Annotated in this window: 20 protein-coding genes, 1 rRNA gene and 2 pseudogenes; 14 read left to right on the top strand and 9 right to left on the bottom strand. The window is 41.0% G+C overall.

Annotated features, from left to right (window positions below):
• The 4 genes and pseudogenes from rrf to HLH14_RS01795 form a co-directional block, all read left to right on the top strand.
• Window positions 1-101 (top strand): 5S ribosomal RNA (gene rrf / locus HLH14_RS01805); the annotation flags it as partial.
• A 191-nt stretch (window positions 102-292) separates the two neighbouring features.
• Window positions 293-764 (top strand): annotated as a pseudogene (locus HLH14_RS15880) (hypothetical protein); the annotation flags it as partial.
• Window positions 765-831: 67 nt separating this feature from the next.
• Window positions 832-3,252, top strand: coding sequence for a YgiQ family radical SAM protein (locus HLH14_RS01800; RefSeq protein ID WP_086193114.1), 2,421 nt, complete (start codon window positions 832-834; stop codon window positions 3,250-3,252).
• A 347-nt stretch (window positions 3,253-3,599) separates the two neighbouring features.
• Window positions 3,600-4,145: a DUF2726 domain-containing protein gene (locus HLH14_RS01795; protein WP_086193113.1), complete on the top strand. Its 546-nt coding sequence runs from the start codon at window positions 3,600-3,602 to the stop codon at window positions 4,143-4,145.
• A gap of 51 nt (window positions 4,146-4,196) precedes the next feature.
• Here the strand turns inward: HLH14_RS01795 and HLH14_RS01790 are convergent, their stop codons facing one another.
• The 6 genes and pseudogenes from HLH14_RS01790 to mdtD all read right to left on the bottom strand — a co-directional run bounded on the left by HLH14_RS01790 (window position 4,197) and on the right by mdtD (window position 9,458).
• The gene (locus tag HLH14_RS01790) at window positions 4,197-4,556 is read right to left on the bottom strand and encodes a RidA family protein (RefSeq protein WP_171532510.1); all 360 of its coding nucleotides are present in this window, start codon (window positions 4,554-4,556) and stop codon (window positions 4,197-4,199) included.
• Between the two features lie 61 nt (window positions 4,557-4,617).
• A pseudogene (locus tag HLH14_RS15875) lies at window positions 4,618-4,749 on the bottom strand (shikimate transporter); the annotation flags it as partial.
• A 268-nt stretch (window positions 4,750-5,017) separates the two neighbouring features.
• A complete protein-coding gene (gene dinB, locus HLH14_RS01785; protein WP_086193111.1) occupies window positions 5,018-6,073 on the bottom strand; it encodes a DNA polymerase IV in 1,056 nt (351 codons plus the stop codon).
• A gap of 48 nt (window positions 6,074-6,121) precedes the next feature.
• Window positions 6,122-7,141 carry an MBL fold metallo-hydrolase gene (locus HLH14_RS01780; protein WP_086193110.1) on the bottom strand — a complete coding sequence of 340 codons (1,020 nt, stop codon included), beginning with the start codon at window positions 7,139-7,141 and terminating at the stop codon, window positions 6,122-6,124.
• Between the two features lie 62 nt (window positions 7,142-7,203).
• Complete coding sequence (locus HLH14_RS01775) at window positions 7,204-7,989, bottom strand: glycoside hydrolase family 25 protein (protein WP_086193109.1); 786 nt, start codon at window positions 7,987-7,989, stop codon at window positions 7,204-7,206.
• A gap of 77 nt (window positions 7,990-8,066) precedes the next feature.
• Window positions 8,067-9,458, bottom strand: coding sequence for a multidrug transporter subunit MdtD (gene mdtD, locus HLH14_RS01770; RefSeq protein WP_086193108.1), 1,392 nt, complete (start codon window positions 9,456-9,458; stop codon window positions 8,067-8,069).
• Window positions 9,459-9,867: 409 nt separating this feature from the next.
• On the opposite strand from mdtD, the gene HLH14_RS01765 reads away from it, so the two are divergent.
• Window positions 9,868-10,836, top strand: coding sequence for a hypothetical protein (locus HLH14_RS01765; RefSeq protein ID WP_171532509.1), 969 nt, complete (start codon window positions 9,868-9,870; stop codon window positions 10,834-10,836).
• Window positions 10,837-10,918: 82 nt separating this feature from the next.
• Here HLH14_RS01765 and HLH14_RS01760 read toward each other — a convergent pair whose 3' ends face one another.
• Window positions 10,919-11,539 carry an LOG family protein gene (locus HLH14_RS01760; RefSeq protein WP_086193123.1) on the bottom strand — a complete coding sequence of 207 codons (621 nt, stop codon included), beginning with the start codon at window positions 11,537-11,539 and terminating at the stop codon, window positions 10,919-10,921.
• Between the two features lie 337 nt (window positions 11,540-11,876).
• Here HLH14_RS01760 and HLH14_RS01755 point away from each other — a divergent pair, with 337 nt between their 5' ends.
• From HLH14_RS01755 to HLH14_RS01730, 6 genes are all read left to right on the top strand, one after another.
• The gene (locus tag HLH14_RS01755) at window positions 11,877-13,454 is read left to right on the top strand and encodes a TerC family protein (protein WP_067722496.1); all 1,578 of its coding nucleotides are present in this window, start codon (window positions 11,877-11,879) and stop codon (window positions 13,452-13,454) included.
• Between the two features lie 85 nt (window positions 13,455-13,539).
• A complete protein-coding gene (locus HLH14_RS01750; protein WP_086193106.1) occupies window positions 13,540-14,007 on the top strand; it encodes a YchJ family protein in 468 nt (155 codons plus the stop codon).
• Window positions 14,008-14,067: 60 nt separating this feature from the next.
• Window positions 14,068-14,712: a trimeric intracellular cation channel family protein gene (locus tag HLH14_RS01745; protein ID WP_086193105.1), complete on the top strand. Its 645-nt coding sequence runs from the start codon at window positions 14,068-14,070 to the stop codon at window positions 14,710-14,712.
• 137 nt (window positions 14,713-14,849) lie between these two features.
• Entirely contained in the window at window positions 14,850-16,169 is a 1,320-nt protein-coding gene (gene niaP, locus HLH14_RS01740) for a niacin transporter NiaP (protein ID WP_086193104.1), read from the top strand.
• A gap of 164 nt (window positions 16,170-16,333) precedes the next feature.
• Window positions 16,334-18,553 carry a DNA topoisomerase IV subunit A gene (gene parC / locus HLH14_RS01735; RefSeq protein WP_086193103.1) on the top strand — a complete coding sequence of 740 codons (2,220 nt, stop codon included), beginning with the start codon at window positions 16,334-16,336 and terminating at the stop codon, window positions 18,551-18,553.
• Between the two features lie 148 nt (window positions 18,554-18,701).
• Window positions 18,702-20,378 carry an AMP-binding protein gene (locus HLH14_RS01730; protein ID WP_086193102.1) on the top strand — a complete coding sequence of 559 codons (1,677 nt, stop codon included), beginning with the start codon at window positions 18,702-18,704 and terminating at the stop codon, window positions 20,376-20,378.
• Between the two features lie 52 nt (window positions 20,379-20,430).
• On the opposite strand, the gene HLH14_RS01725 is transcribed toward HLH14_RS01730, so the two are convergent.
• A complete protein-coding gene (locus HLH14_RS01725; protein ID WP_086193101.1) occupies window positions 20,431-20,811 on the bottom strand; it encodes a hypothetical protein in 381 nt (126 codons plus the stop codon).
• A 106-nt stretch (window positions 20,812-20,917) separates the two neighbouring features.
• Between HLH14_RS01725 and HLH14_RS01720 the strand changes: the two genes are divergently transcribed.
• Window positions 20,918-21,316, top strand: a complete 399-nt coding sequence (locus HLH14_RS01720; RefSeq protein ID WP_086193100.1) for an MAPEG family protein — start codon at window positions 20,918-20,920, stop codon at window positions 21,314-21,316.
• A gap of 128 nt (window positions 21,317-21,444) precedes the next feature.
• Window positions 21,445-21,981, top strand: coding sequence for an inorganic diphosphatase (gene ppa / locus HLH14_RS01715; protein ID WP_067722479.1), 537 nt, complete (start codon window positions 21,445-21,447; stop codon window positions 21,979-21,981).
• A gap of 87 nt (window positions 21,982-22,068) precedes the next feature.
• On the opposite strand, the gene HLH14_RS01710 is transcribed toward ppa, so the two are convergent.
• On the bottom strand, window positions 22,069-23,391 hold the full coding sequence (locus tag HLH14_RS01710; RefSeq protein ID WP_086193099.1) for an OprD family outer membrane porin: 1,323 nt from the start codon (window positions 23,389-23,391) through the stop codon (window positions 22,069-22,071).
• Between the two features lie 593 nt (window positions 23,392-23,984).
• On the opposite strand from HLH14_RS01710, the gene HLH14_RS01705 reads away from it, so the two are divergent.
• Window positions 23,985-24,755 carry a TorF family putative porin gene (locus HLH14_RS01705; protein ID WP_086193098.1) on the top strand — a complete coding sequence of 257 codons (771 nt, stop codon included), beginning with the start codon at window positions 23,985-23,987 and terminating at the stop codon, window positions 24,753-24,755.
• Window positions 24,756-25,096: the final 341 nt, after the last annotated feature.

Below are 25,096 nucleotides of genomic sequence, written 5' to 3'. Positions count from 1 at the left end.
CAAGAGTGAACCACCTGATCCCTTCCCGAACTCAGAAGTGAAACCTCTTTGCGCTGATGGTAGTGTGGGGTTACCCATGTGAGAGTAAGTCATCGCCAGCTCATTATTCCTGAAAACACCCTGATCTAATCGGTCAGGGTGTTTTTTTATGCGCGGAATAAAGAGAAAAATAATGTAAAAGTTGCTAAAAAAGGCTCAAAACCCCCTCCTCATCAGCGCATTCATACCCAGAAAAAATCCTGTAAACGTTACTGTGGCTTCGCCCTCGTTAAATACATGTTTGTTGTAAGCTCATATTTCCGATATATACAGTTCACCTCATGCCGCTCATTGGGGAGCTAAGTTTGGATGAGAAAAAGTACTTGCTGCAATGTTGATGATCATGCCCATAGGTTTATGGTTGATGCTGATTTCTGCGATTGGGTAGGTTTTATTGGGACTGGTATTATTTACTTTTTCATTTTTTGCTGCACATTCAACCTCAAGTAGCTAGGTATCCGTACAATCCTTACAGTATCGTGTAGTGGGTTCTTCACTTTATCTATTTAGTTACTATATGGGATCCAGTATTTTGGGCAGTAGTAGCGGTTTAGTATGGGAAAACTAGGGTTGGAATGGCTTAACCTTGTTTATTAGCTGTGTGCTTGATGTTAGGTTTATTTTTTGCTATCCGACTCCATCTTTATAAACAACAAATAATTAAAGATTTAAATCACTGTTTTAGTATGTTTTTTAATCAAGAAAGTGGGCGGAATTCATGGTAAAATGATCGGCTTTCATCTTTGATCTAATTTTAAGATCTTCCATCTGCCAGCCGAGAATTTGCTAGCCATGTCTACAGCTTATACCGCACAGACAGCGCCGACCGCGTTGTTTGATTACGACAAATATTGGGCGTCTTGTTTTGAACCCGCACCATTTTTGCCGATGTCACGCGAGGAAATGGATCTACTCGGCTGGGATGCCTGTGACTTTATTTTAGTTTGTGGCGATGCTTATATCGACCACCCATCTTTCTGTTCAGGCATTATTGGACGTACCCTTGAAGCGCAAGGCTTCCGTGTGGGAATCATTGCTCAGCCAGATTGGACCGATCCTGAAGCATTCCGCGTATTGGGTAAACCGACCATTGCTTGGGGCGTGACCGCCGGCAATATGGATTCCATGATCAACCGTTATACGGCTGACCGTAAAATCCGTTCCGATGATGCTTATTCACCAGATAATCAGCCGAACAAACGCCCAGACCGTGCAGCAACTGTGTATTGTCAGCGCTGCCGTGAAGCATTCCCTGATGTGCCCGTACTTTTGGGTGGTATTGAAGCATCATTGCGTCGTATTGCACATTATGACTATTGGTCAGACAAAGTCCGTCGCTCGGTGTTGATGGATTCAAAAGCGGATTTATTGATGTACGGTAATGGCGAACGCTCTATTACTGAAGTAATGCACCGTTTGGCTAAAGGTGAAAAAATCCACGAAATTACCGATGTTCGTGGTACAGCATTTATTGTTAATAAACATAACCGTGCATCTAAAGCCAAGTTTGTTGAAATTGCATCGAATGATGTCGATAGCATTGGACGTGTTGATCCAATCATCAATCCGTATGTGATGACTGAAGATTTAGATGGTTGTGAAATAGAAAAAGATAAAGGTAATTCTTTAACTCAATATCAAAATTTCCAAAAAGAACCTGTTGCTAATCCAATTATCCGCGAAGGCGATAATCTGGATGCCGATACGCAAATTGTTCAGCTTCAGCCTGCGCCATCAAAAGCCATCAAACATAAATTGCCACCACGTGAACTGGCTGTCATTCGTTTACCTGCATTTGAAGAAGTGGCTGAAGATCCTGTTTTATATGCACATGCCAACCGTATTTTGCATTTGGAAACCAATCCCGGAAATGCTCGTGCCATGGTACAAAAACATGGTGAACGTGATGTCTGGTTAAATGCACCACCAATTCCGTTAACGACAGAAGAAATGGATTATGTGTTTGACTTGCCTTATGCACGTTTGCCACATCCAGTTTATGGTGAGGCACGTTTCCCCGCATTTGACATGATCAAGTTCTCCGTGAACATCATGCGTGGCTGTTTTGGCGGGTGTACTTTCTGTTCGATTACTGAACATGAAGGTCGTATTATTCAAAACCGTTCTGAAGAATCGATTCTGCGTGAAGTGGAAAAAATTCGTGATACAGCGCCTGGCTTTACCGGAATTATCTCTGACCTAGGTGGGCCGACTGCGAACATGTATCGTTTGCAGTGTAAAGATCCTGAAATTGAGAAAAACTGTCGTAAACCATCGTGTGTATTCCCAGGTGTTTGTCAAAACTTGCATACTGATCATGCACCGTTGACACAGTTATATCGTAAGGCACGTGAACTAAAAGGCATTAAAAAGATTCTGATTAGTTCAGGTTTGCGTTATGACCTGGCTGTATTGAACCCTGAATATGTGAAAGAACTGGTTCAGCATCATGTCGGTGGTTATCTGAAAATTGCACCGGAACATACCGAAAAAGGTCCATTGTCGAAGATGATGAAACCGGGTATTGGTACCTATGACCGTTTCAAACAGATGTTTGACCGTTTTAGTAAGGAAGCAGGGAAAGAGCAGTACCTTATTCCTTACTTCATCGCGGCGCATCCGGGTACTACCGATTATGACATGATGAACTTAGCGATTTGGTTGAAGAAAAATGGTTTCCGTGCTGATCAGGTACAGAATTTTTATCCTTCACCAATGGCAACAGCAACCACCATGTACCACACTGGTAAAAACCCGTTGGCGAAAGTGGCACGTTATACTGAAAATGTCGACATTGTGAAAGGGGACAAGCGTCGTCGCTTGCATAAAGCCTTCCTGCGTTACCATGATTCGAATAACTGGCCATTACTGCGTGAAGCATTGAAAGAAATGGGCCGTTCAGACCTGATTGGTAACTCGAAACAGCATTTGATTCCGACCTATCAGCCTGCAGGCACCGAAGGTCAGTATCAATCAGCACGTAAGAAAAACTCGACTGTTGCCGGTGATTCGCAAAAACGCAGCGGTGACAATGCTGTTCGTAATAATTCCGCAGCGAACCCGTCACGCCCGTCGAATACCAAAAAACGTCCTGAAAAAGGTCAGATCTTGACTCAGCATACCGGTTTACCACCCCGTGAAACAGGTGATGCTAAAAAACCGTTTGGTGGTCCTAAACCAAAAGGTAAATCTAAGCCGAAATCGAGAGCTTAGCCTTAAAAATAAAAAAGGATGCTACGGCATCCTTTTTTATGAATAACTGAAATAAATCATGCAGAAACATTTCGTCGGAATTGTCCGACAATATCCCATCGTCTTATTGCATCAGGGCTTAGGCTTGATATACCCTATTTATAGTGTCTAATAACGGATTTAATTTAGGCATCAATCATGAGCATAAAATCAGTGCAACTTTTTGTCAGCTTTTAAGATGATTTCGTCGTCATTTAAATGCAGTTTGTTTACTTAAAAAATTTAATAAAAATAAGAGTTGTATACTGAATTTGATAACAATCGGTGTGACACCGAAAAAGATTATAAAAATTTAAAGGACTAAGAGGATGATGGTTTATATTTTGGTCGGGAGTTTACTCCTATTTTGCGTACTGTGTATGGCTTGGAAAAGTCTGGAAAGCAGTAGCAAACAGCAAGATAGCGCTTTAAAGCAAAGGGCTATCTTTAATATTAACGAACAATTAACCTATACGCGACTCAAGGGAATATTGCCACAGAGCACTATATTGGCCCATGTTTCATTTGATGCGCTATTGACGACCAAATACTCTCGTACCCGCCATAAATATCGCAATATGGTGGCAGACTTTGTTGTGCTTGATGAACATCATCAAGTCACAGCCATTATTGCACTTGATGATCCCATGGCATTAAGACGTCCACAGAATGCGCAATATCAAGATGCACTTTTAGCTATGGCGGGATATCGTGTCATTCGCTATGAGGATGTGCCTGAGTATTATGAGTTAAGACAAGATTTCCTTCTTGAAAAATCTCCTCACAATCAGTTAGATATACAAGTTGCAGATACACCAAAGAAGTATAGTTTTTATCCTGAGCTGGAACGAAAGAAAATCCGAATCGTGGGGTAATAACAACAAGCATGAATTCATATGCGTTCATGCTTATTTATATCTATCGCTTTAATTTTCTGTACGGACAGCAGTAACCATCATTTCCACCAAAACGTCCGGTGCATAGAGTTTAGATTCAACACAGGTTCGTGCAGGCGCTTGACCTTCAGCCACCCAGGCATCCCAAACTTCGTTCATTGCAGCATAGTCTTGTTGTATATCTTTTAAGAAAATCATCACCGACAAGATATTGCTTTTATCTGTTCCCGCATCTGCCAATAAGCGGTCAATATTATCTAAGGTTTCTTGCGTTTGCGCTTTAATATCCAGTGATGTGTCATTGGCCAATTGACCGGCTAAATGCACCAGATTACCTGAAATCGCCACTTCGCAATAACGCTTTTCTACATGTAGACGCTGAACATTCATCAAATTTTAATCCTGTGTTTTGGGTATTATTGCTGCGACAATTATAATCAGTAAATTGCCACACATTGTCAGCCATACTTGGGAAAAATTGGTTTTTTAAAATGAGTGTGGCAACAATGCCAAAGTAGAAATCGTACCAATCGACAACAGCATCAATGAAACTACTGAGTGCGGTTTTAAGCGCGTGTTGTTCTTAGAGTAGAGGTTCTTGGAGATTTACAGAAATATTCGCAGAAGATATGCAAGAGGGAGTTCCATGGTTTACAACAGAGTTGCCCTGTAATATTCGGATTTGATCGTCACGCCAATCACAGGACAGCATGCTAAAAGTAAAGGTGATTTTTAGCATCTCAGCGGCTACATGGATAAATGTATCGCGCCAATAGAGTACCGCAAAAATAGCAGTTGTGTATCATCAATTGGTCTAATTTTATTCTTTTGATTGAAAAACATTCAAATGCTTACCACAACGAAAGCTGCGGCTGATCCAGCTGGTCAGAAAGTTGGTGAACCCCAACCCCGATTAAGCGAAATTGAACATGTTCAGGAATCTGCATTTCAATCAACAATTGCTGCAGTACATCTTCCAGTTGCTTCTGATTTTCTAGGGGCTGTTTAAAGCTCTTACTATGCTGTAAAACCTGGAAATTTTTCAGTTTCAGTTTGGCCGAAACGCCGCGTGCACAAAGTTGTTTTTTCTCTAAAATTTGCCAGACTTGATCCATCAGTTTGGACCAATAATTCTGACATTGGGTTAAGGTGAGGTCATCATCAAAGGTGGTTTCCTTGGAAATCTGCTGGCGTTCACGTTCAGCTTGCACCGGTCGCTCATCAATCCCTTGGGCATAGAGAAACAGCTGCTTGCCGTATTTTCCAAAATGCTGAATCAGCACCGCTTCGTCAATTTGCTGTAAATCGCCCAAAGTTTCCAATTGCAAAATTTTGAGTTTTTCTTGGGTGACTTTACCCACACCGGGAATTTTCTTTAAAGGCAAATCCTGAATAAAGTTCTGCACTTGTGAGGGTTTAATTACACAGATGCCATTGGGTTTATGCCAGTCCGAAGCAATTTTCGCTAAAAATTTATTTGGAGCGACACCCGCTGATGCGGTTAAGCCTGTGGCTTGGAAAATATCTTCCCGGATTCGCATGGCCACTTCGGTTGCACTGGGAACGTTCTGTAAATTTTCTGTGACATCTAAATAGGCTTCATCTAAAGACAACGGTTCAATGAGCGGTGTATAACGCTGAAAAATATGATGAATTTTGACAGAGATAGCACGATATTTTTCAAAATTGGGTTCAATCACCACCACTTGTGGACAGCGTTTTTTAGCTTGTGACATCGACATGGCTGAGCGCAAACCAAACTCGCGTGCAGGATAAGAGGCAGCACAAATCACAGCACGTGGATGATGCGAGGAAACCACCACAGGTAAATGCTTTAGGTCAGGTCGGTCTTTGAGTTCCACGGATGCAAAAAAGGCATCCATATCGATGTGAATGATTTTTCTCATGCAGCCCTAATTCTGCCTCTAATTCTATATACCTTCAGTATCTCATCTTCATGGCTGAGATTGTAGAGCAGGATCAAGTGGATACGACACAGGCTGACTGAGTAAAACCACTTGTATTTTTTGTTGTTCTGCAGCCTGAATCAGAATTTTTAAGCTTTTTTCTGTGTTATCGGCCAGATAAGGTAGAAACTCTAAAGGCTGATCCACAGGTTTGAAAAAGTCATCCCAGTGGATGGGCACAACGACTTTCGGTTTTAAAGTTTTAAGTGTTTGATCCAGATAATTTTGCTGAAATTCAGTCGACTGCCGTGACAGCTGGGCAATGCCTAAAAATAAAGTATCGACCTTTAAATTTTTCAGTTGATCCGGAACAGCCCCGGTACTGGCTTTGACCAAAACAGTATGCCCTTGATGTTCAATTAAATAATCAAAGCTATGACCTTCTTTAAATTCAGAAAAGCGCGTTGGTTGTTGAAGCGGTTGGGAAATTTCTTCACCCAAATCATTATTCACTGCAGTGGGCGGGGTATGTTGTGAAGCAATGGCCGTGACTTTGAACTCACCAAAGGACATGGGGTGTAAGGGTTGAATCTGGATTAATTGTTGTTCTGCAACTTGTCCGCCTCGTGCAATATTTAAAGTACTGCTTGAACCGATAATTTTTGTATTTGGAAGTCGTTTGCCAAGCTCGGCAATATCTAGCGCATGGTCATAATGTGAATGAGTCACTAAAATCGCCCGAGTACGCTGTAAGTGCTGTTGCTGAATCATTCGCTGGATCACTTCAGGCTGACTTTGAATTTTTTGAAACAGCACTTGAGATAGGGAAGGGCGACTAAAGAATCCATCAATCAAAATCTGAGTTTTGCCATCATCGAAAAGTAGCGTTGAAACACCAAAGAATTTAACCTTAAGTGTTGGAGGTGCAGAAGATTTTTCAGATGGCTGATATTGCCATTTTTGAAAATCAGACATTTGACCGGAAGGTTGCAGTAAAAAAACCATGCCAGCCACCAAGCACAGAATAAGCAGTCTCAATGAAACCAAAAGTCCTTTTTTAATCGACATAATTTTCCTATTTTGTAATTGGGTATTATTTTTATTTTGATGAAAAATATGGACTTATCTTGTTATTTTTTCGGTAAATTTTCAACATTTTTTAAGGGGTGGATGCCATTTCGTTGTAAAAAGCTGATCCAGTCAGATTCATCGCCATTAAACACATTTAAGTCGACTGCTTTAGCAATGCCCTTGATGGTGCCCTGATTGGTATGTTGCCAGAACAGCCATTTCGGCTTGCCTTTTAAATCCGGTTTTCCATCATATTCACGTACCCACAGCGGAGTTTTTGGAAATTCCCCAGCCAAAATAATGTTATAAAATGACTTGGAAATATAGAAAATCGGTTGTTTGCCATAATGCTGATACAGCCGATCATGCATGATCTGGATTTCTTTCAGCAGTTGTTCTTTAGTGTAGGTGTTGATGCAATTACTGTCATATTCCAGATCAATCACCGGCGGTAAAGCATCGGCTTTATTGGGTACGGTTTCAATAAAATTTTGCGCCTGAATTTCACCGTCACGACATAGACGATAAAAATGATAGGCACCGACCATCAAGCCATTTTCACGCGCTTGCAGCCAATATTCCTGAAATTTTCGATCTTTAAAATCACCACCTTCCGTGGCTTTCAGATAAACAAACCGATAGCTCTTGGGGGAAATCTGTTTCCACTGAATATCGCCTTGATGATGCGATACATCAAAACCTTTGACCGGATAGTCTTGTGCCGAGGCAGGATTATGATGCAATACAAAAACATAAACGACGATTGCAACGCAAATCAGCACTAAGCCTGCGCAAGAGGCGTAAAGCTTTTTATGGCTGTTTGGGGCTAATCGTTTTTTAGGCATAAATAATTTACGGGTGATTTATCCAGCACATGATAACGCGATCTGAAGCTTCAAACCACGCTGTTTCTTCAATCAGTTTAAACAGGCGTATTGCGTGGAATGCGCCAAAAAATGCAGGCCGTGATGATATTAATACAGCCCAAGAAAATTAAGGTGCTATGAAATGCACTAGTGATGTGTTCGACACCATAGTATGCGGTGAAGACGTTAACTAAAGTCCCTGCCAAAGCCACGCCAATACTCATCGACACCATCATGATCATCGATAAGAAACTGTTACCACTACTGGCATCTTGTTGCGGTAAATCCTTCAAAGTTAATGTATTCATCGATACAAATTGCAGAGAATTCAGCATACCAAAGATAAAGAAGTGCAAAGCGCGCAACCAGATTGGAGTATCTGCCGTAGTGAGGGCAAAACTGGCAATACAAGCGCCCACCAATAAGGTATTGACCAACAATACCTTACGATAGCCAAAGCGTTGAATAATTTGACGAATAATCGGTTTAGATGCCAATGAGCCGAGTACAGTAGGAATCATCAGCAGACCAGTAATAAATGGCTCAAATCCAAATACCACTTGTAACATCAGGGGCATAAGAAAGGGCATGGCATTGCCGCCTAAGCGGGCAAAGAAATTACCCACAATACCAATGGCATAAATTTGATTACTAAATAATTTACTACGAAACAGTGCATTTTGATGACTATGTGCATGATAAGCATAAATAGCTGCCGCCATTAAACCTGCAGTGATTAATCCACTACTCCACCATAAAGACAGGTGTGGGCTAGAAAAGTTTTCGATCCCCATTGAAACGCCGACCATGGCGATTACCAGCAGTATGAAACCGGAAAAGTCGAATGATTTAACCGTAGGCTCTGTGACATTCGGCATGGCTTTAACTGTAATTAAACAACCTAAAAGCCCCATCGGAATATTAATTAAAAAGATCCAGTGCCAGGTCGCCACTTCTACCATCCAGCCACCCAGGGTGGGGCCGATGAGCGGACCCATTAGTCCTGCAAGACTCATCAAACTCATGGCAGATAAAAATTGAGTACGCGGAATAACCTTGAGCATGGCCAAACGCCCGACAGGTAACAATAATGCTCCGCCAATCCCCTGAATGACACGATAGAGCAGCAGTTCATTTAAGCTGTTGGCCAGACCACAACCTAAAGATGCCAAGGTAAAGATAACAATCGCGCTAAAGTACGTATTGCGTACCCCAAATCGATCTGCGAGCCAGCCACTTAATGGAATACAGGCCGCCACGGAAAGCACATATGCCACCACGACACTATGCATCTGGAGAGGATCTTCACCTAAATTTACCGCCATCGCGGGAAGAGCAGTATTGACGATGGTGGTGTCCAAACCTTGCATAAAAAAGCCAATAGATACCAACAAGACCAAGAGTCTAAATTCAGGTTGTAAGGCTTGATGTGATGGCGTGGCGTTCATAAAATTATAAAAGTGAAATTTTTAAATAGTTTAAAGTAATCATCTAAACATGGTGTAAGAAAAAGTTCTTCTATCGATAGTGAGTAAAGCGTAATAAAGTAGACCATCATGCGATGCAAATTCTTGGTTTAAAAAATTTGAAATTTCAAGCAAAGAAAATAAAATCCAGATCAAAGTTCAGCTTTTTAAACTTCTCCTTGCAATGAAGTTGATCATTCAACGGCAATCACTCCAATTCATTGGAAATAAAAAAATGCAGATAAAAACAACATTAAGCTGCTTTTTAATCGACGGTAACAAAATCCTGTCATGTTGATGTCATTAAAGTGACATAAAAATGTCATAATTCGGCCCAACCTCCAGTAGCGCTGGATGAGTACTTTTAATTGGTGAAAAAGGTTTTGTTTTTATGACAATCGAAATTTTGATGATTGTTGGCTTCTGTCTAGCCGCTTATTCAATTGTCGGAAATGATGTGCCGCAGACCTTAGGTACCTTTATTTCATCCAATGCCCATCGTCCCTGGTGGATGCTGTGGTTATATACCAGCAGTATTTTAAGCGTGGTCTTGCTGTATGGCTGGTGGGCTTCAGGTATTGGCGATGCATCTTATGGGCGTCTGGAAACCATTCCTTTTCCTGAGGGTGGCATTACCTGGCTGTATATTGTTCCGCCTATATTGCTGATTATTTTGACCAAATACGGGATTCCGGTCAGTACTACATTCTTGGTACTCACCATTTTTTCGCCGAGCAGTTTGGGTTCAATGCTGACCAAATCGATGATGGGTTATGCCGTCGCATTTGTGGTCGCAATCATTGTTTATCGTTTTGTGATTAAAGGCATTTCGGTTTATTTTAGTAAAACCCGGGATCATAAAGTCTCTCATGTCTGGATTGGTTTGCAGTGGGTGTCCACGGCGTTTCTGTGGAGCCAATGGCTGATTCAGGATCTGGCGAATATTTTCGTCTATGTACCCCGTCAGGTTCCGCTGGAATTTTTGATTTTTGCGATTCTGGTTTTTATCATTCTATTGGGCATGATTTTCTACCAACGTGGCGGTGCAATCCAAAAAATTATCGATACCAAAACCGGTGTGGCCGATATTCGTTCCGCGACCATTATCGATTTTATTTATGCCATTATTTTGCTGGTCTTCAAAGAGTGGAGCAACATTCCAATGAGTACCACATGGGTATTCTTGGGCTTACTCGCAGGTCGTGAATTTGCGATGTCGATGCATCTGGCTGAAGTGAATAAATATCGGACTTCACGCAATGTCAGTAAAGATGCGATGAAGTTGATGGTCGGTTTAATCATGAGTATTGTTTTAGCAACGACACTACCGTGGTTCTATAACTTTATTTCAAATTTATAGAACATACAGGGTAATCAAAAAAAGCGAGCCATGAGCTCGCTTTTTTGTTGTTTTTTAGGGTTTTTATGGTTATGAAATAGATTTAAATGGCAAAGTGTTTCGGAGAGCCGAGATTTTTAATTGCATTGATAATCTGATCTGCATGATTGCAAATAATCAGTTTCGCCCGATGCTGTGGCGGTAAAAAACCTTCACTGACTGCATGATCAAGCTGGGCAATTAAAGCATCATAAAAGCCATTCACGTTATATAGCATCATGGGTTTTTGATGCTGATTCAACTGGCCCCAAGTGGCAATTTCTAAAATTTCTTCAAAAGTTCCCAAGCCACCGGGCAGCGCAACAAAAGCACTGGCACGTTCTGCCATCATGGCTTTGCGTTCATGCATGCTGTCTACAATATGCAATTCGGTGAGTTGGTTATGTGCAATTTCATAATCCAGCATAAATTCAGGAATTACCCCGACCGTTTGACCGCCACGTTGTCTGACCGCATCAGCGACTTGTCCCATTAAGCCAATACTTGCACCCCCATACACCAGTCCAAAACCCAAGTCAGAAAGACCTTGAGCCAGAGCAATGGCTTTTTCTTGGTAAATGGGCTTGTTGCCTGAACGCGAACCACAATAGAACGCAATTAAAGGTTGAGTTGTTTTGGGCGTTGGATTTTTATGTTTTGGAGTCATTTTTAATACACTGATCATCATTATATTTTTACCATAGCACTTTATTTTTTCATGCTCTAGCTTAGATAGAAAATATGACACAGCATGTGATGTCATGAACAGGCTTTGCAAAGATTTGTTAAAACTTGCCGAGAGAAAGAGGGGGAGAACTGAAAAAAAGATGAATTTCCAGTTCAGCTTGCTATACTAAAAATCTGTTTTCCAATAAATGAATCAACATGGGTAGTGGTTGTCCTCACTCTGAACATCTCAATTCTTCCGCAAAAATTATACAGAATGCTGTTCATAGAATATTCACCGATTTTAATATGAACATCCTAAAATCAGACCTCAATCCCCTGCAGGAGAACATCCAATGATCTTTGAATGGATGTCAGATCCATCTGCATGGATTGGACTGGCCACTTTAGTGGTTTTAGAAATTGTTCTCGGTATCGACAATCTGGTCTTTATTGCCATTTTGGCGGAAAAACTTCCACCAGAACAGCGCAACACAGGTCGTATTGTCGGATTGCTACTCGCTTTGGCTATGCGCTTGGTTTTACTGGCTTCCATTGCCTGGGTCGTGACCTTAACCGAACCCCTGTTCCATATTTCGGAGCATCCTTTTTCCGGTCGAGACTTGATTCTGTTGTTTGGTGGTGTGTTCCTTTTATTTAAAGGCACCATGGAACTGCATGAACGCATTGAGGGAACTCAGCCACAGAAAGAAGAAAACCCGGTACATGCCGCTTTCTGGATGGTGATTGTTCAAATTGTGGTGCTGGATGCAGTTTTCTCTCTAGACAGCGTGATTACTGCAGTCGGAATGGTGAAAGACCTTTCTGTAATGATGATTGCAGTGATTATTGCGGTCGGCATTATGCTTTGGGCATCGAAACCGCTGATGGATTTCGTCAACAAGCATCCAACCGTGGTGATTCTATGTTTGGGCTTCTTGATGATGATTGGTTTCTCACTCATCGTTGAAGGATTTGGTTTCCATATTCCAAAAGGTTATTTATACGCTGCAATTGGTTTCTCTGTGGTGGTTGAGTTTGTCAATCAAACCATGCGCCGTAATCAGGAGAAAATGGTGACCACGACGGACTTACGTTACCGTACAGCTTCTGCTGTGATGCGTATGCTCGGCGGGAAGTCAGAGTCGCAAAATAATGATGCTGAAGATGTGCTTGCAACCCGTGCATTTGCCGATGAAGTCTTTAATGAACAAAATGGCGCTTATCACAGTGTGATGGTGCAAGGCGTGCTTGGATTGTCGGAACGACCGGTGAAATCGGTGATGACACCACGTCCTGAATTGGAATGGATTGATTTAGACGAAGACGATACTGCCATTAAAGAACAATTATTGAGCATGACCCATTCGCGTTTAATTGTTGCGCATGGTGAGCTGGACAATATTGCCGGTGTGGTCCTGACCCATAAAGTGATGAATGAATACATTGAAACCGGTGTACTCAATTTTGAACGTCACTTACGTGAACCGGTGATTGTGCATGAGAATGCCCAAGTGTTGATGGTGATGGAGCAGTTACGCCAAGCACCGTTACAATTGGCCATCGTCCTGAATGAATATGGTTCGATTGAAGGGATTGCAACCCCGATTGATGTGCTTGAAGCGATTGCAGGTGAATTCCCGGATGAAGATGAATTTGAAACTGCAGCAGAAAGTTTGGAAGACGGCACTTTAATTCTGGAAGGTTCTACCGATATTCGTCACGTTTCCTTACTTTTAGGCCGTGACTTGGTGGATGAGTCTGAACAGTATTCAACCTTGTCGGGATATATCTTGCATCACTTGGGTCATTTACCACAAAGTGGTGCAAAACTCGAAGCCGATGGTTATATCTTTGAAGTTGTGACGATGGACGGTCATAAAATTGATAAAGTCCATATCATTCCGCAAATTGAAAACCATGCCGACGATTAACTAAATTACGGCATATTATCTTTAAACCAAGATAATTGATTAAAATAGCTCGCATCGTCGGGCTATTTTTTATTGGGAAAATTTGATGTCAGAAAGCAATTGTCCATGTGGTCTTGGAATTTATGCCAGCTGTTGCCAACCGCTACATTTGGGGCAGGTGAAGGCGCAAACCGCAGAACAGCTAATGCGTTCACGTTATAGTGCATTTGCCAAACATGAGATTGACTATATTGTTAAAACCACAGCCATTGGACAACAACAGGCCTTGGATGTGGCTGCTATTCGTGACTGGAGTAAATCCAATCAATGGCTTAAGCTTGAAGTGGTGCAAGCCAAAGAAAAAATAGATAAAAATCATGCACAAGTAGAATTCAAGGCACATTACCACGATGGCAAACAGGCTCAGCTTCATCATGAAGTTTCACATTTTGTGCTACATGATGGAGCTTGGTATTTCCTTGATCCGACCACAGAGATGCAAATTACCATGAAGCAATCCTGCGTTTGTGGATCGGGGAAAAAATTTAAACAATGTTGTGCACAATATCTGTAAATTTCATCTGAATTTGCCTTAGAATAGCGCGCATCGATTACCCTCAGTGGAAGAAGGGCAATGTTGCTATTAGTGATTTATATTATTGCGATTACCGCCGAAGCCATGACAGGGGCTTTGTCCGCTGGTCGGCGTAGTATGGATTGGTTTGGGGTAACGCTGATTGCTTGTGTGACTGCACTTGGTGGCGGTTCAGTTCGAGATGTCTTGCTCGGACATTATCCACTGACCTGGGTCAAACATCCTGAATATCTGGTGCTGACCTGCGCTGCTGCCTTTGTCACGATCCTGATTGCCAAATGGATGCGTCATTTACGCTCGATCTTCTTGATTCTGGATGCCATGGGTCTGATCGGCTTTACCGTGATTGGTTGCCAGATTGCACTGGAAATGGGACATGGTTTCGTGGTTTCAGCTGTGGCTGGTGTTCTTACCGGTGTGTCTGGCGGTATTCTGCGTGACATCCTCTGTAACGATGTACCCTTGGTGTTCCGCCGTGAACTGTATGCCAGTATTTCTTTTGTGTCAGTCATCTGTTATTGGGTCTGTCAGGAGATTGGCTTTTCGTTGGAAGTGACCGTTATTTCGACCCTGATTTTCGGTTTTTCTTTACGCTGTATCGCCATTTATTTTGGTTTAGAAATGCCAAAATTCATTTATAAAGATGATGATGATCAGTCGGCATCTTCCAAAGATGCTTCATAAGAATTTGCACAAAAAAACGAGAAATGACCGACTAAATGAGCGGTCATAATCTTCAAATTAGCGTATAAAAATCAGCAAAATCATAAATCCTGTTGGGAAAGCAGTATACATCCTTTCACAAAATCAGAGATCTTGTTATGGATTTAGTCTCACGTGTACAACGCTTACCCATCGGTAAGTTTCACTATACTTTGCTATGGGTGATCGGACTTGGCTGGATGTTCGATGCAATGGATACTGGTCTGATTGCATTTATTTTGACCACCATGGCCGAAGAATGGAACATGACCCCGACTGAAAAAGGCTGGGTGGTGTCTATCGGTTTTGTCGGTATGGCCATTGGGGCGGTTTTCTCTGGCGGATTAGCGGATCGTATTGGGCGTCGTACCGTATTTGCGATTACTTTGGTGACCTATAGTATTGCCACTGCTTTATGTGCCTTTGCACCGAATTTAACCTGGTTATTGGTGTTTCGTTTCATCGTGGGTTTAGGTTTAGGTGGACAGCTTCCTGTTGCCGTGACTTTGGTCAGTGAATATATTCCTGCGCAAGTTCGTGGACGTTTTATTGTTTTACTGGAAAGTTTTTGGGGCTTGGGCTGGCTGGTTGCCGCTTTGGTTTCCTACTTTGTGATTCCAAGTTATGGTTGGCATATCGCATTTTTAATTGGCGGTTTGCCTGCCATTTATGTGTTTATGATTCTAAAAAAAGTGCCAGAATCTGTTCCGTATTTGATTAACCGTGGACGCATTGAAGAAGCGCATGCTCTGGTTCAGAAACTGGAACGTCAATGTGGCGTGGAAGTAATTGAACACATTGAAGTCAAACCGGTTGCAGAAAAACAGAATATTTCTTTTAAACAGCTTTGGACAGGACCGTTTGCCCGCCGGACCTTAATGCTGTGGCTGATCTGGTTCGGTATTGTCTATTCTTATTATGGTATTTTTACCTGGTTGCCAAGTTTGTTAGTAAAACAAGGCTATACCATCGTGCAGTCTTTTGAATATGTGCTGATTATGATTTTGGCGCAGCTTCCGGGTTATGTCGCGGCAGCATGGCTGGTGGAAAAACTGGGGCGTAAAGCGACACTGGCAGGCTTTATTGGCATGTGTGCTGTTTCGGCTTATTTCTTTGGTCAAGCGGATACCGTGAACATGATTATGTTCTGGGGTTGCCTGATGTCCTTCTTTAACTTGGGTGCATGGGGCGTGCTTTATACCTATACGCCAGAACAGTATCCAACCAATATTCGTGCCTTTGGTTCAGGTTGGGCATCTGCGGTGGGGCGTATGGGTGGTATTGTGGCACCGATGGTGGTCACCCATATGATGATCATGAACAATGGTTTCACTCATGTCTTTACGATGTTTACTGCAGTATTACTGGCAGTAGCTTTGGTGGTTTTAGTATTAGGCGAAGAAACTAAAGGCAAGACTTTAGAATCGATGGGTTTATAAAATTGCTGATTTTTTAGTTGATCGAACATTATAAAGTGGATATTTTTAGGCCATAAGACACAATTTGTCGCAGAGTGTTCAGTACTGCCCTTGTATAGAGTACACCTGCGACTTAGCATAACAACGTAGATACAAAAACGAATTATTTAGGATTTCACGCTTTTATGACCAGCCTTGTGCATCAAGCCACAGAAAATCGTTCCGTAGCAGAATTTACTGAACAAGCTTACCTTAACTATGCCATGTACGTGATTATGGATCGTGCATTACCGCATATCAGTGATGGTTTAAAACCGGTGCAGCGCCGTATCGTTTATGCGATGAGTGAACTGGGCTTAAAGCATAGCGGTAAGCCGAAAAAATCTGCCCGTACGGTAGGTGATGTACTCGGTAAGTATCATCCACATGGTGACTCTGCGTGTTATGAAGCGATGGTATTGATGGCACAGCCGTTTAGTTATCGCTATCCTTTTATTGAAGGTCAGGGCAACTGGGGTTCACCCGATGATCCGAAATCCTTCGCTGCAATGCGTTATACCGAAGCCAAACTTTCGCTTTATAGTGAAGTGCTGTTGTCTGAACTTGGTCAAGGCACGTGTGATTGGCAGGACAACTTTGATGGCTCGATGAAAGAACCGGTCAATTTGCCTGCTCGTGTTCCGAATATCTTGTTGAATGGTACCACCGGTATTGCTGTAGGGATGGCAACCGATATTCCGCCACACAACCTGCGTGAAGTGATCAAAGGCACCATCGCCCTGATTCGTAATCCGAACTTAACGGATGAAAAAGTTGCAGAATATATTCCAGCACCAGATTTACCGACCAAAGCGGAAATTATTACCTCACCTGAAGATTTATTAAAGATTCAAACCACAGGTCGTGGCAGTTATCGCATGCGTGCAGTGTACACGATAGAAAAAAATGAAATCGTGATTACAGAGTTACCGTATCAGGTTTCAGGTTCAAAACTCATCAGCCAGATTGCAGATCAAATGCAGGCGAAGAAACTGCCTTTGGTGAGTGATGTTCGAGATGAATCGGATCATAAAAATCCAACCCGTTTGGTGATTGTGCTACGTTCAAATCGTATTGATGCCGAAGCAGTGATGAGTCACTTGTTCGCAACGACCGATTTAGAGTCGAGCTATCGTGTCAATATGAACATGATTGGTGCTGATGGTCGTCCGCAAGTGAAATCGATTCGTCGGATTTTGCTGGAATGGATTGAAATCCGTAAGAATACCGTGACCCGTCGTCTGCAATATCATTTAAATAAAATTGAAAAACGCCTGCATATCTTGGCCGGTCTTTTGATTGCGTATCTGGATCTGGATACGGTGATCCGCATTATTCGCGAAGAAGATCATCCTAAAGTAGAACTGATCGCACATTTCGGCATTGATGAAATTCAGGCCGAAGCCATTTTAGAACTCAAGTTACGTCATTTGGCAAAACTTGAAGAAATGGAAATTCGCCGTGAACAGGAAGAGTTAGAGGCCAGAGCCGAGATTATCCGTGAACAATTGGCAAATCCGGAATCATTGAAGAATCTGATCATTACTGAACTGAAAGATGATGCCAAGAAATTTGGTGATGACCGCCGTTCGCCAATCGTACAACGTGCGGAAGCCGCAGCAATTAGCGAACAAGATTTAATGCCGGCTGACCCTGTCACCGTAGTATTGTCTGAAGCGGGTTGGATTCGTTGTGCTAAAGGTCATGAGGTGGATGCTGAAAACCTGAATTTCCGAGCAGGGGATCAGTACTTAAGTCATGCAACAGGTAAGTCGAATCAACGTGCGTATGTGCTGGATGAAACAGGGCGCAGTTATGCACTTTCAATTAACAGTTTGCCATCGGCACGAGGTTTGGGTGAGCCTTTAAGCTCCAAACTTGCTCCAGCAAATGGAATTGGCTTTATTCAAGTCATGATTGCAGATGATGAGCAGGAAATTATTGCAGTGAGCTCTAAAGGCTACGGCTTTAAATCAAATGCAAAACAGCTCGATACCAATGCAAAAGCGGGTAAAGCCTTCTTAACCATATCTGATGATGCCAAAGCATTACCATTGCAAACGGTGGATACCAATACCCATTTAGCTATCTTGAGTACCGCTGGTCGGTTATTGGTGATTGATTTGTCAGAATTACCAATCCTGAACAAAGGTAAAGGAAACAAGTTGATACAACTTGAACCGAAAGAGCAAATTTTGTCCATGACATTGCTTTGTTTAAATGAAATAATTCAAGTGGTTGCGGGACAGCAGCAATTAAAACTAAAAGGTGATGATCTTCAGAAATATATAGGTAAAAGAGCGACTAAAGGTCAACTCTTACCACGAGGATATCAAAAAGCAAATAAACTGTTCATTCAAAGATAAAACTAGCATCCATTGATCAAAATACGTTATATATGATTCGTATTCGTGTAAATGGATGTCGTGTTATGCCTAAACAAGTTTAATAATGACGCATAACATTGAAAAAACAGTTGAAAACTAAAGATTACAGATTGGAGAGAAGGGCATAATGGAAAAGATTTGGTTGGCTGAATACCAAAAAACAGGGATTCCGGAAACTGTAGAATTACCACCAGAAAACACCTCGCTTAATGATGTTTTTGAACGTAATTTTCAAAAATTTGGTTCACGTGATGCCTTTATCTTTATGGATAAAGTATTAACATTTAATGAACTAGAAGAAGCAAGCCGTAAATTTGCAACCTACTTACAAAGCTTAGGTTTGGCAAAAGGTTCTCGCGTCGCAGTGATGATGCCAAACGTGCTGCAATATCCAGTGGTTGCATTGGGTGTATTCCGTGCAGGTCTGGTTCTAGTGAATGTGAATCCACTATATACCTCGCGTGAACTTGAGCATCAACTCAATGACTCTGGCTCTGAAGTGCTGGTCATTATTGAAAACTTTGCAACTGTTTACCAGGCAATTATTGGTAAAACACCTGTGAAGCATGTGGTCGTAGCTTCTGTAGGGGATATGTTGGGTGCCTTAAAAGGTACGCTGGTGAACTTTGTTTTACGTTCAGTACGTAAACAAATTCCAGCTTGGGATATTCCAGGCCATATTAAGTTCAATGCTGCAATGTCTAAAGTCAATGCGAGCAACTACAAACGTCCAAGCCTGACTTTAAGTGATACGGCTGTACTGCAATATACTGGCGGTACTACGGGCGTTTCTAAAGGTGCAGAACTGACACATCGCAATCTTGTCGCGAACATGTTGCAGTGTGACGGCATTTTCCAAAGTAAGTTTGGTGCACAAGATGGTTCGAAAGATGACCGCATTTTCTGTGCATTGCCGCTTTATCACATTTTTGCGTTCATGGTTTGTGCTATGTACGGCATGTATAAAGGTCAAGCCAATATTCTGATTCCAAACCCGCGTGACTTACCTGCGGTAATAAAAGAATTGCGCAAATACCGTCCGTCATTCTTCCCTGCAGTAAACACTTTGTTTAATGCATTGGTGAACAATGAAGAGTTTAAACAACTCGACCATAGCAATCTTAAAATGGCGATGGGTGGTGGTATGGCTGTCCTTGCTTCTACAGCTGAAGCATGGAAAAAAATTACCGGCACTAACATCATTGAAGGTTATGGTTTATCCGAAACTTCGCCTGTTGCGACTGCAAACCCACCTTCATCAATGGAATTCAGCGGCACGATTGGTGTTCCGTTGCCACTGACTGAAGTTGCGATTCTTGATGATGACGGCAATGAAGTGCCACTTGGTGAACAAGGCGAAATCTCGATTCGTGGTCCACAAGTCATGAAAGGCTATTGGAACCGTCCAGATGAAACTGAACAAGTCATGACCAATGGTTTCTTCCGTACAGGTGACATCGGTATTATGGATGCTCGCGGCTATATTAAAATTGTAGACCGTAAGAAAGACATGATTCTGGTTTCTGGTTTCAATGTTTATCCATCTGAAATTGAAGACGTGGTTTCTAAACATCCAAAAGTATTGGAAGTTGCAGCGATTGGTGTGCCTGATGAAAAATCAGGTGAAGTGCCTAAGTTATTCGTGGTGAAAAAAGATCCTTCTTTAACCACTGAAGAAGTACTGGCTTACGCTAAAGAAAACTTAACCGGTTATAAACGCCCGCGTTATGTTGAATTTATGGATGAATTGCCAAAATCAAACGTAGGTAAAATCTTACGTAAAGATTTACGTAAAACAGCATAAACCCTGCAATAAAAAAAGCGCCGTTTTCGGCGCTTTTTTTATACTTGAACTTTTAATCTTTCATCAGCCAGCGATCAATATAAGGTCGGCCAATACCCATAATCCATACAAAGGTCGTGATGCTGCCGAACTGATAAACGTATCGCTTTAAATCAAATGAACCAAAGCTGTAGAAATTATCCAGTAAACAGTAAAGTGCAACGACTGTCGTCCATATCCAAAGTGCTTGACGTTTAATCCCCACCTTCCAAAGTGCGATAATTGAGATGACAATGGTGAAAATAAGAGACAGTCTATTTAGATTTGCACACATGACTGAAAGTAAAAATCCCACAATCGGCAACACGATTTTGAGTACACGATCCACTTTAAGTTGATGCTGGCGCTGTTTTTCCAGGACATCAAACATTTGTTGTTGATCTGGGTTGACCATACTGGATCCTTATTCCTCATTAATAAAAACATTATAATTTAACAAAAATTATTACTGAAACGCCATGCTATGATATTGGGCAGAAAATCTTAATGAGAAAAATGAGATGCAAAGCATAAGCGGAATAATCTATCTCATCTTAATTGCATGTTTATTGCCTTACGTTTTTACAGTAATTGCAAAAAAAACCGCTGGCTTTAAAGGACGAGATAACCAAAACCCGCGCGATTTTTTAGCCAAAACCACTGGCTTGGCAGCACGTGCCAATGCGGCACAGCAAAATAGTTTTGAAAGTTTACCATTGTTTATTGCTGCCATTTTAATGGCGGAATATATGGTGGTTCCTCAAACTGTAATTATGACCTTTGGTATTGCCTATATTGTACTCCGTATTGTTTACGGCATTTGCTATTTAGCCAATTGGGCAACTTTGCGTACAATTGTTTGGACCTTGTCTTTACTTTGTCCAATTTGCTTATTACTTCTGGTCATTAAATTAACTTAAGATTGCATCAATCTGTGGAAATACATATTTTGCTGTGGCGGATGTATAATCGCAAAGTTATTTAATTCTCAAAAACCGTTATAATCGTGCCGGTTTAAATAAGATTTAACTTGTTAAAGAGTGATGCTATGAGCTACAGCAATATCCCAGCGGGTAAAGATGCACCAAACGACATCTATGTCATTATTGAAATTCCTGCAAATGCAGCACCAATCAAATACGAAATCGACAAAGATTCTGATGCATTATTTGTAGACCGTTTCATGGGTACAGCAATGTTCTACCCAGCGAACTACGGTTATGTACCGAATACCTTGTCTTTAGATGGCGATCCATTAGACGTATTGGTTGTAACACCACACCCAGTTGAACCAGGTTCAGTGATTCGTTGCCGCCCTGTCGGTAAATTGAACATGGAAGATGACGGTGGTATCGATGCGAAATTGGTTGCTGTACCGCACGACAAATTGACTCCAATCTACAAAGATATTCAGGAATATACGGATCTTCCACCGTTATTGATCAGCCAAATTGAACATTTCTTCCAACACTACAAAGACTTAGAGCCAGGAAAATGGGTTAAGTTAAGTGGTTGGGAAGGTGCTGATGTTGCGAAACAAGAAGTACTTAGCTCAATTGCAGCTTATGCAGAAGCAAACAAATAATTGTTTGTTTCGAATTTAGCCTGAAAGGCTTAGATAAAAAAACCTGCACATTGTGCAGGTTTTTTTATCTCTTGAACTTACTGTGAATTAAAATAATTTCACAGGAATATCCAAGAATAAACGCCATTCGTTAGTGTCGCCGATGTAAGCGCCATCATAGACATCATTTGCACGATAGATTGAGTTACGAACACGCAAGCTCGCATCTTTGGCAAAACCACTTTGCACTGTGTATTTCACCTGGTTAAAGAATTCATTTTCCTTACCTTCGCCTGTTTTGCCTGCAACATTAATGTCCCAACCATAAACATAAGCAGTGGTCCAAGTTAAGCCAGGAACATTCATTGCACTGAAGTCATAGGTATACTGAACTTGTGCTGATTTCTCATGGTTGCCGACGAAGTCAGACAAGTAAGAGTTTGGCAAGTAAATGCTTTGGTAGCCGTCGGCATTTTGGCCATAATCGTAACCAACATTACCTGTATTTTGTTGATAAGCCAACATTACGTTATGCGCGCCAGTATTATAAGTCCCTGAAATTGCCCAAATATTATTGGTTTTTTCTACACCCGCAATACCTGTGTTTGCATAATCAGCCGCAGTTTCACCTGTTGCAGAATAAGTAGATGCATTTTTATCAAATTTAGTGTGATAACCACTGAAGTCATAAGTGAGCGAGCTGTCGTTAGCCAAAGCTTGTTTATAGTTGGCATTTACATAATGACGCTCTAATTTATTTTTGCTGTCTAGGCCATAGTAAGACGCATTCAAAGCATCATTAAATTTGTATTTTGCGCCCCAAACCACTGCACGGTCTAAGTTTTCACCATCAGTATTGATTTGATCAGAGTATTGGTTTTTAGTGAATTTACCCGCAATAACTTCCAAATTCTCAATTTCATGGCTTGTTGCAAGTACACCAGTGAAATATTCAGGAACCATACGGCCAGTGTTGCTTGCAAGAACAGGAATATCTAATACTTGAGTACCGTATTCAACCGTCGTATTTGAAACACGCGCTTTAACACTTGCACCACCACGAGCCCAATGGTCATAAGCATCACCATTTGGGTTTTCTGCAGTCGGTGCATGTTTAGGAATCATGCCATTATTCGCATTTTTGTTTTCGCCCAGTTTAAATGAAGCATCACCTACTGCATTTACACCAAAACCTACCACACCTTTGGTAAAACCAGACTCGAGCTTGACGATCGCAGATTGTGCAGCAGAGCTTTGATCTTTGACACCAGGTGCTTTCTTGTCACGGTTGATATAACCGGTACGGAATAAAACAGTTCCTTCAGCATCTTCAACAAAGCCTTTAGATTCACTTTGCTCGCTAGCATATGCCGTTGAGATTAATGCAGCTTGAATCAAAACTGCTAAGGTAAGTTTTTGTGCTTTTTGCATTGGGAGGTGGCCTTATACAAAAGAGGGAGAAATTAAATTGGAGGAATTGTATACGTAATGTAGAGCAAAAAAATCTTTTTTTTATTCATTTTATTTCATTAAAGTTATGCATTCTTTGAATATAAACGCATGTAAGAAATTGAATAAATGTTCAAAAAAATCGATTCCATTTAAAATATTATTTAAAACAATAATATATTTAAATGAAAGATGATTCTTTATGTAATTTTTTATAAAGAATAGATAAGTAGGACCTTGATTTGTACTTTCATTTTATTGGATTTCAACGCTTACTACTTTGGTCTAATAAAGGCTTTAAGCAGTAATTAAAAGTCTTGATGGTGCATTTTGATCAGATCTTGCTGATCATCTAAATCCTCAGATAATCATGATATTTAATGTGAATATCCTCTAATTTCTACAATAAAAATATAGTTTGCTTAAATGTTAAGCACCGTTATTTACCTAAAATTAAATAAAAGAAAGATGCTGTTATTTAATAAATTTGAACAAAAATTATAAAAAAGCTTTAGAATCCGCAGCTAAATTTGTCATCGAAAAAGAATCTTAGTCGGGTTCTCTAAGGGGTAGGAATGCATCAAACTTCACACAAAATTGCGTTATCTTTATTGTTTGCAATGTGCACAATGCCTGCATTTGCTGAAGAAGATACAATTTTACCAACAGCGGGAAAATTAACAGGTAGTTTTGCCGTGGTGAATAAATATATTTACCGCGGTGGTGTGGAAAATGATGATGTTGCTCTACAAGCTGGTCTTGAGTATGCACTTCAAAGTGGTGTTAGCGTAGGATACTGGGGTTCAACGCTTGATTATGATCTGTCTGATGAGAATAAAGATCATGGTTTTGAACATGATTTTTATGTGGCGTACGGCAATGAAATTAATCAAAACTGGAGCTATAAAGTTCAAGGGACTGCCTATTACTACCAAGATGGCGGTACAGTTTATAGTGAAGGTGGCGATAAACGTAAAACCACAGCATTCGATGTATTGGGCGAATTGGCTTATAAAGACTTAACTTTAGCTGCATCCGTAATGCTTGCAGATGCTTCCTTCGCGAACGCGGGAGATGTGTATTTAAGTGCAGCGTATAGTTATGCTTTGCCGCAAAATTTTATGTTGAATACTTCAGTTGGTGCATCCATCTATAACAGCCGCCGCGATGACAGCATTATTGAAACTAAAAATGATGTTGTTTTTAGTGAGGCACGTATGGGTGTGAGTAAAGAAATTGCAAATACGGGGGCTACCGCATCTTTAGATTATGTCGTCGGCGGTAAAGATCGAGTTGGCGAAGATTTTGATGATCAGGTTGTATTCGGTTTGAATTTTAGTTTTTAAGCCTAAAACTGCAAGAATTTTTAAAAGTGCATAAATTGCTTTAAATTTGTGCACTTTTTTTGCGCATGATGAAATAATGTGATTAAAAAATAGCCTTAAAAAGAGGCATGATGTAAGTAAATATGAATCTTACGCTAAAGTTGAAGTGAGTTTTAATAATGAATAAATTGGCTATAGCAGCGAATAAACCATATTTCAGATAAATTCATGATAATTAATTAAAATTTAATAAAAACAAAATGATAGGTCTGTTTATTTTTTATTTTAGATGACTTGTAGATAGCTCATTTTGCTTTTGGCATAGCAATTGCTATTACCTCATTGAGTTTATCGAAATAACC

Origin of the sequence: Acinetobacter terrae, from assembly GCF_013004375.1 — a bacterium.
Taxonomy (GTDB): domain Bacteria; phylum Pseudomonadota; class Gammaproteobacteria; order Pseudomonadales; family Moraxellaceae; genus Acinetobacter; species Acinetobacter terrae.
This window is presented reverse-complemented; position numbering and strand designations above follow the sequence as displayed.

What these genes read in the sequence shown, in the direction of transcription:
- HLH14_RS01800 (WP_086193114.1), top strand. Translation starts at nt 832, where the DNA reads ATGTCTACAGCTTATACCGCACAGACAGCGCCGACCGCGTTGTTTGAT.
- HLH14_RS01795 (WP_086193113.1), top strand. Translation starts at nt 3,600, where the DNA reads ATGATGGTTTATATTTTGGTCGGGAGTTTACTCCTATTTTGCGTACTG.
- HLH14_RS01790 (WP_171532510.1), bottom strand. Translation starts at nt 4,556, where the DNA reads ATGAATGTTCAGCGTCTACATGTAGAAAAGCGTTATTGCGAAGTGGCG.
- dinB (WP_086193111.1), bottom strand. Translation starts at nt 6,073, where the DNA reads ATGAGAAAAATCATTCACATCGATATGGATGCCTTTTTTGCATCCGTG.
- HLH14_RS01780 (WP_086193110.1), bottom strand. Translation starts at nt 7,141, where the DNA reads ATGTCGATTAAAAAAGGACTTTTGGTTTCATTGAGACTGCTTATTCTG.
- HLH14_RS01775 (WP_086193109.1), bottom strand. Translation starts at nt 7,989, where the DNA reads ATGCCTAAAAAACGATTAGCCCCAAACAGCCATAAAAAGCTTTACGCC.
- mdtD (WP_086193108.1), bottom strand. Translation starts at nt 9,458, where the DNA reads ATGAACGCCACGCCATCACATCAAGCCTTACAACCTGAATTTAGACTC.
- HLH14_RS01765 (WP_171532509.1), top strand. Translation starts at nt 9,868, where the DNA reads ATGACAATCGAAATTTTGATGATTGTTGGCTTCTGTCTAGCCGCTTAT.
- HLH14_RS01760 (WP_086193123.1), bottom strand. Translation starts at nt 11,539, where the DNA reads ATGATCAGTGTATTAAAAATGACTCCAAAACATAAAAATCCAACGCCC.
- HLH14_RS01755 (WP_067722496.1), top strand. Translation starts at nt 11,877, where the DNA reads ATGATCTTTGAATGGATGTCAGATCCATCTGCATGGATTGGACTGGCC.
- HLH14_RS01750 (WP_086193106.1), top strand. Translation starts at nt 13,540, where the DNA reads ATGTCAGAAAGCAATTGTCCATGTGGTCTTGGAATTTATGCCAGCTGT.
- HLH14_RS01745 (WP_086193105.1), top strand. Translation starts at nt 14,068, where the DNA reads ATGTTGCTATTAGTGATTTATATTATTGCGATTACCGCCGAAGCCATG.
- niaP (WP_086193104.1), top strand. Translation starts at nt 14,850, where the DNA reads ATGGATTTAGTCTCACGTGTACAACGCTTACCCATCGGTAAGTTTCAC.
- parC (WP_086193103.1), top strand. Translation starts at nt 16,334, where the DNA reads ATGACCAGCCTTGTGCATCAAGCCACAGAAAATCGTTCCGTAGCAGAA.
- HLH14_RS01730 (WP_086193102.1), top strand. Translation starts at nt 18,702, where the DNA reads ATGGAAAAGATTTGGTTGGCTGAATACCAAAAAACAGGGATTCCGGAA.
- HLH14_RS01725 (WP_086193101.1), bottom strand. Translation starts at nt 20,811, where the DNA reads ATGGTCAACCCAGATCAACAACAAATGTTTGATGTCCTGGAAAAACAG.
- HLH14_RS01720 (WP_086193100.1), top strand. Translation starts at nt 20,918, where the DNA reads ATGCAAAGCATAAGCGGAATAATCTATCTCATCTTAATTGCATGTTTA.
- ppa (WP_067722479.1), top strand. Translation starts at nt 21,445, where the DNA reads ATGAGCTACAGCAATATCCCAGCGGGTAAAGATGCACCAAACGACATC.
- HLH14_RS01710 (WP_086193099.1), bottom strand. Translation starts at nt 23,391, where the DNA reads ATGCAAAAAGCACAAAAACTTACCTTAGCAGTTTTGATTCAAGCTGCA.
- HLH14_RS01705 (WP_086193098.1), top strand. Translation starts at nt 23,985, where the DNA reads ATGCATCAAACTTCACACAAAATTGCGTTATCTTTATTGTTTGCAATG.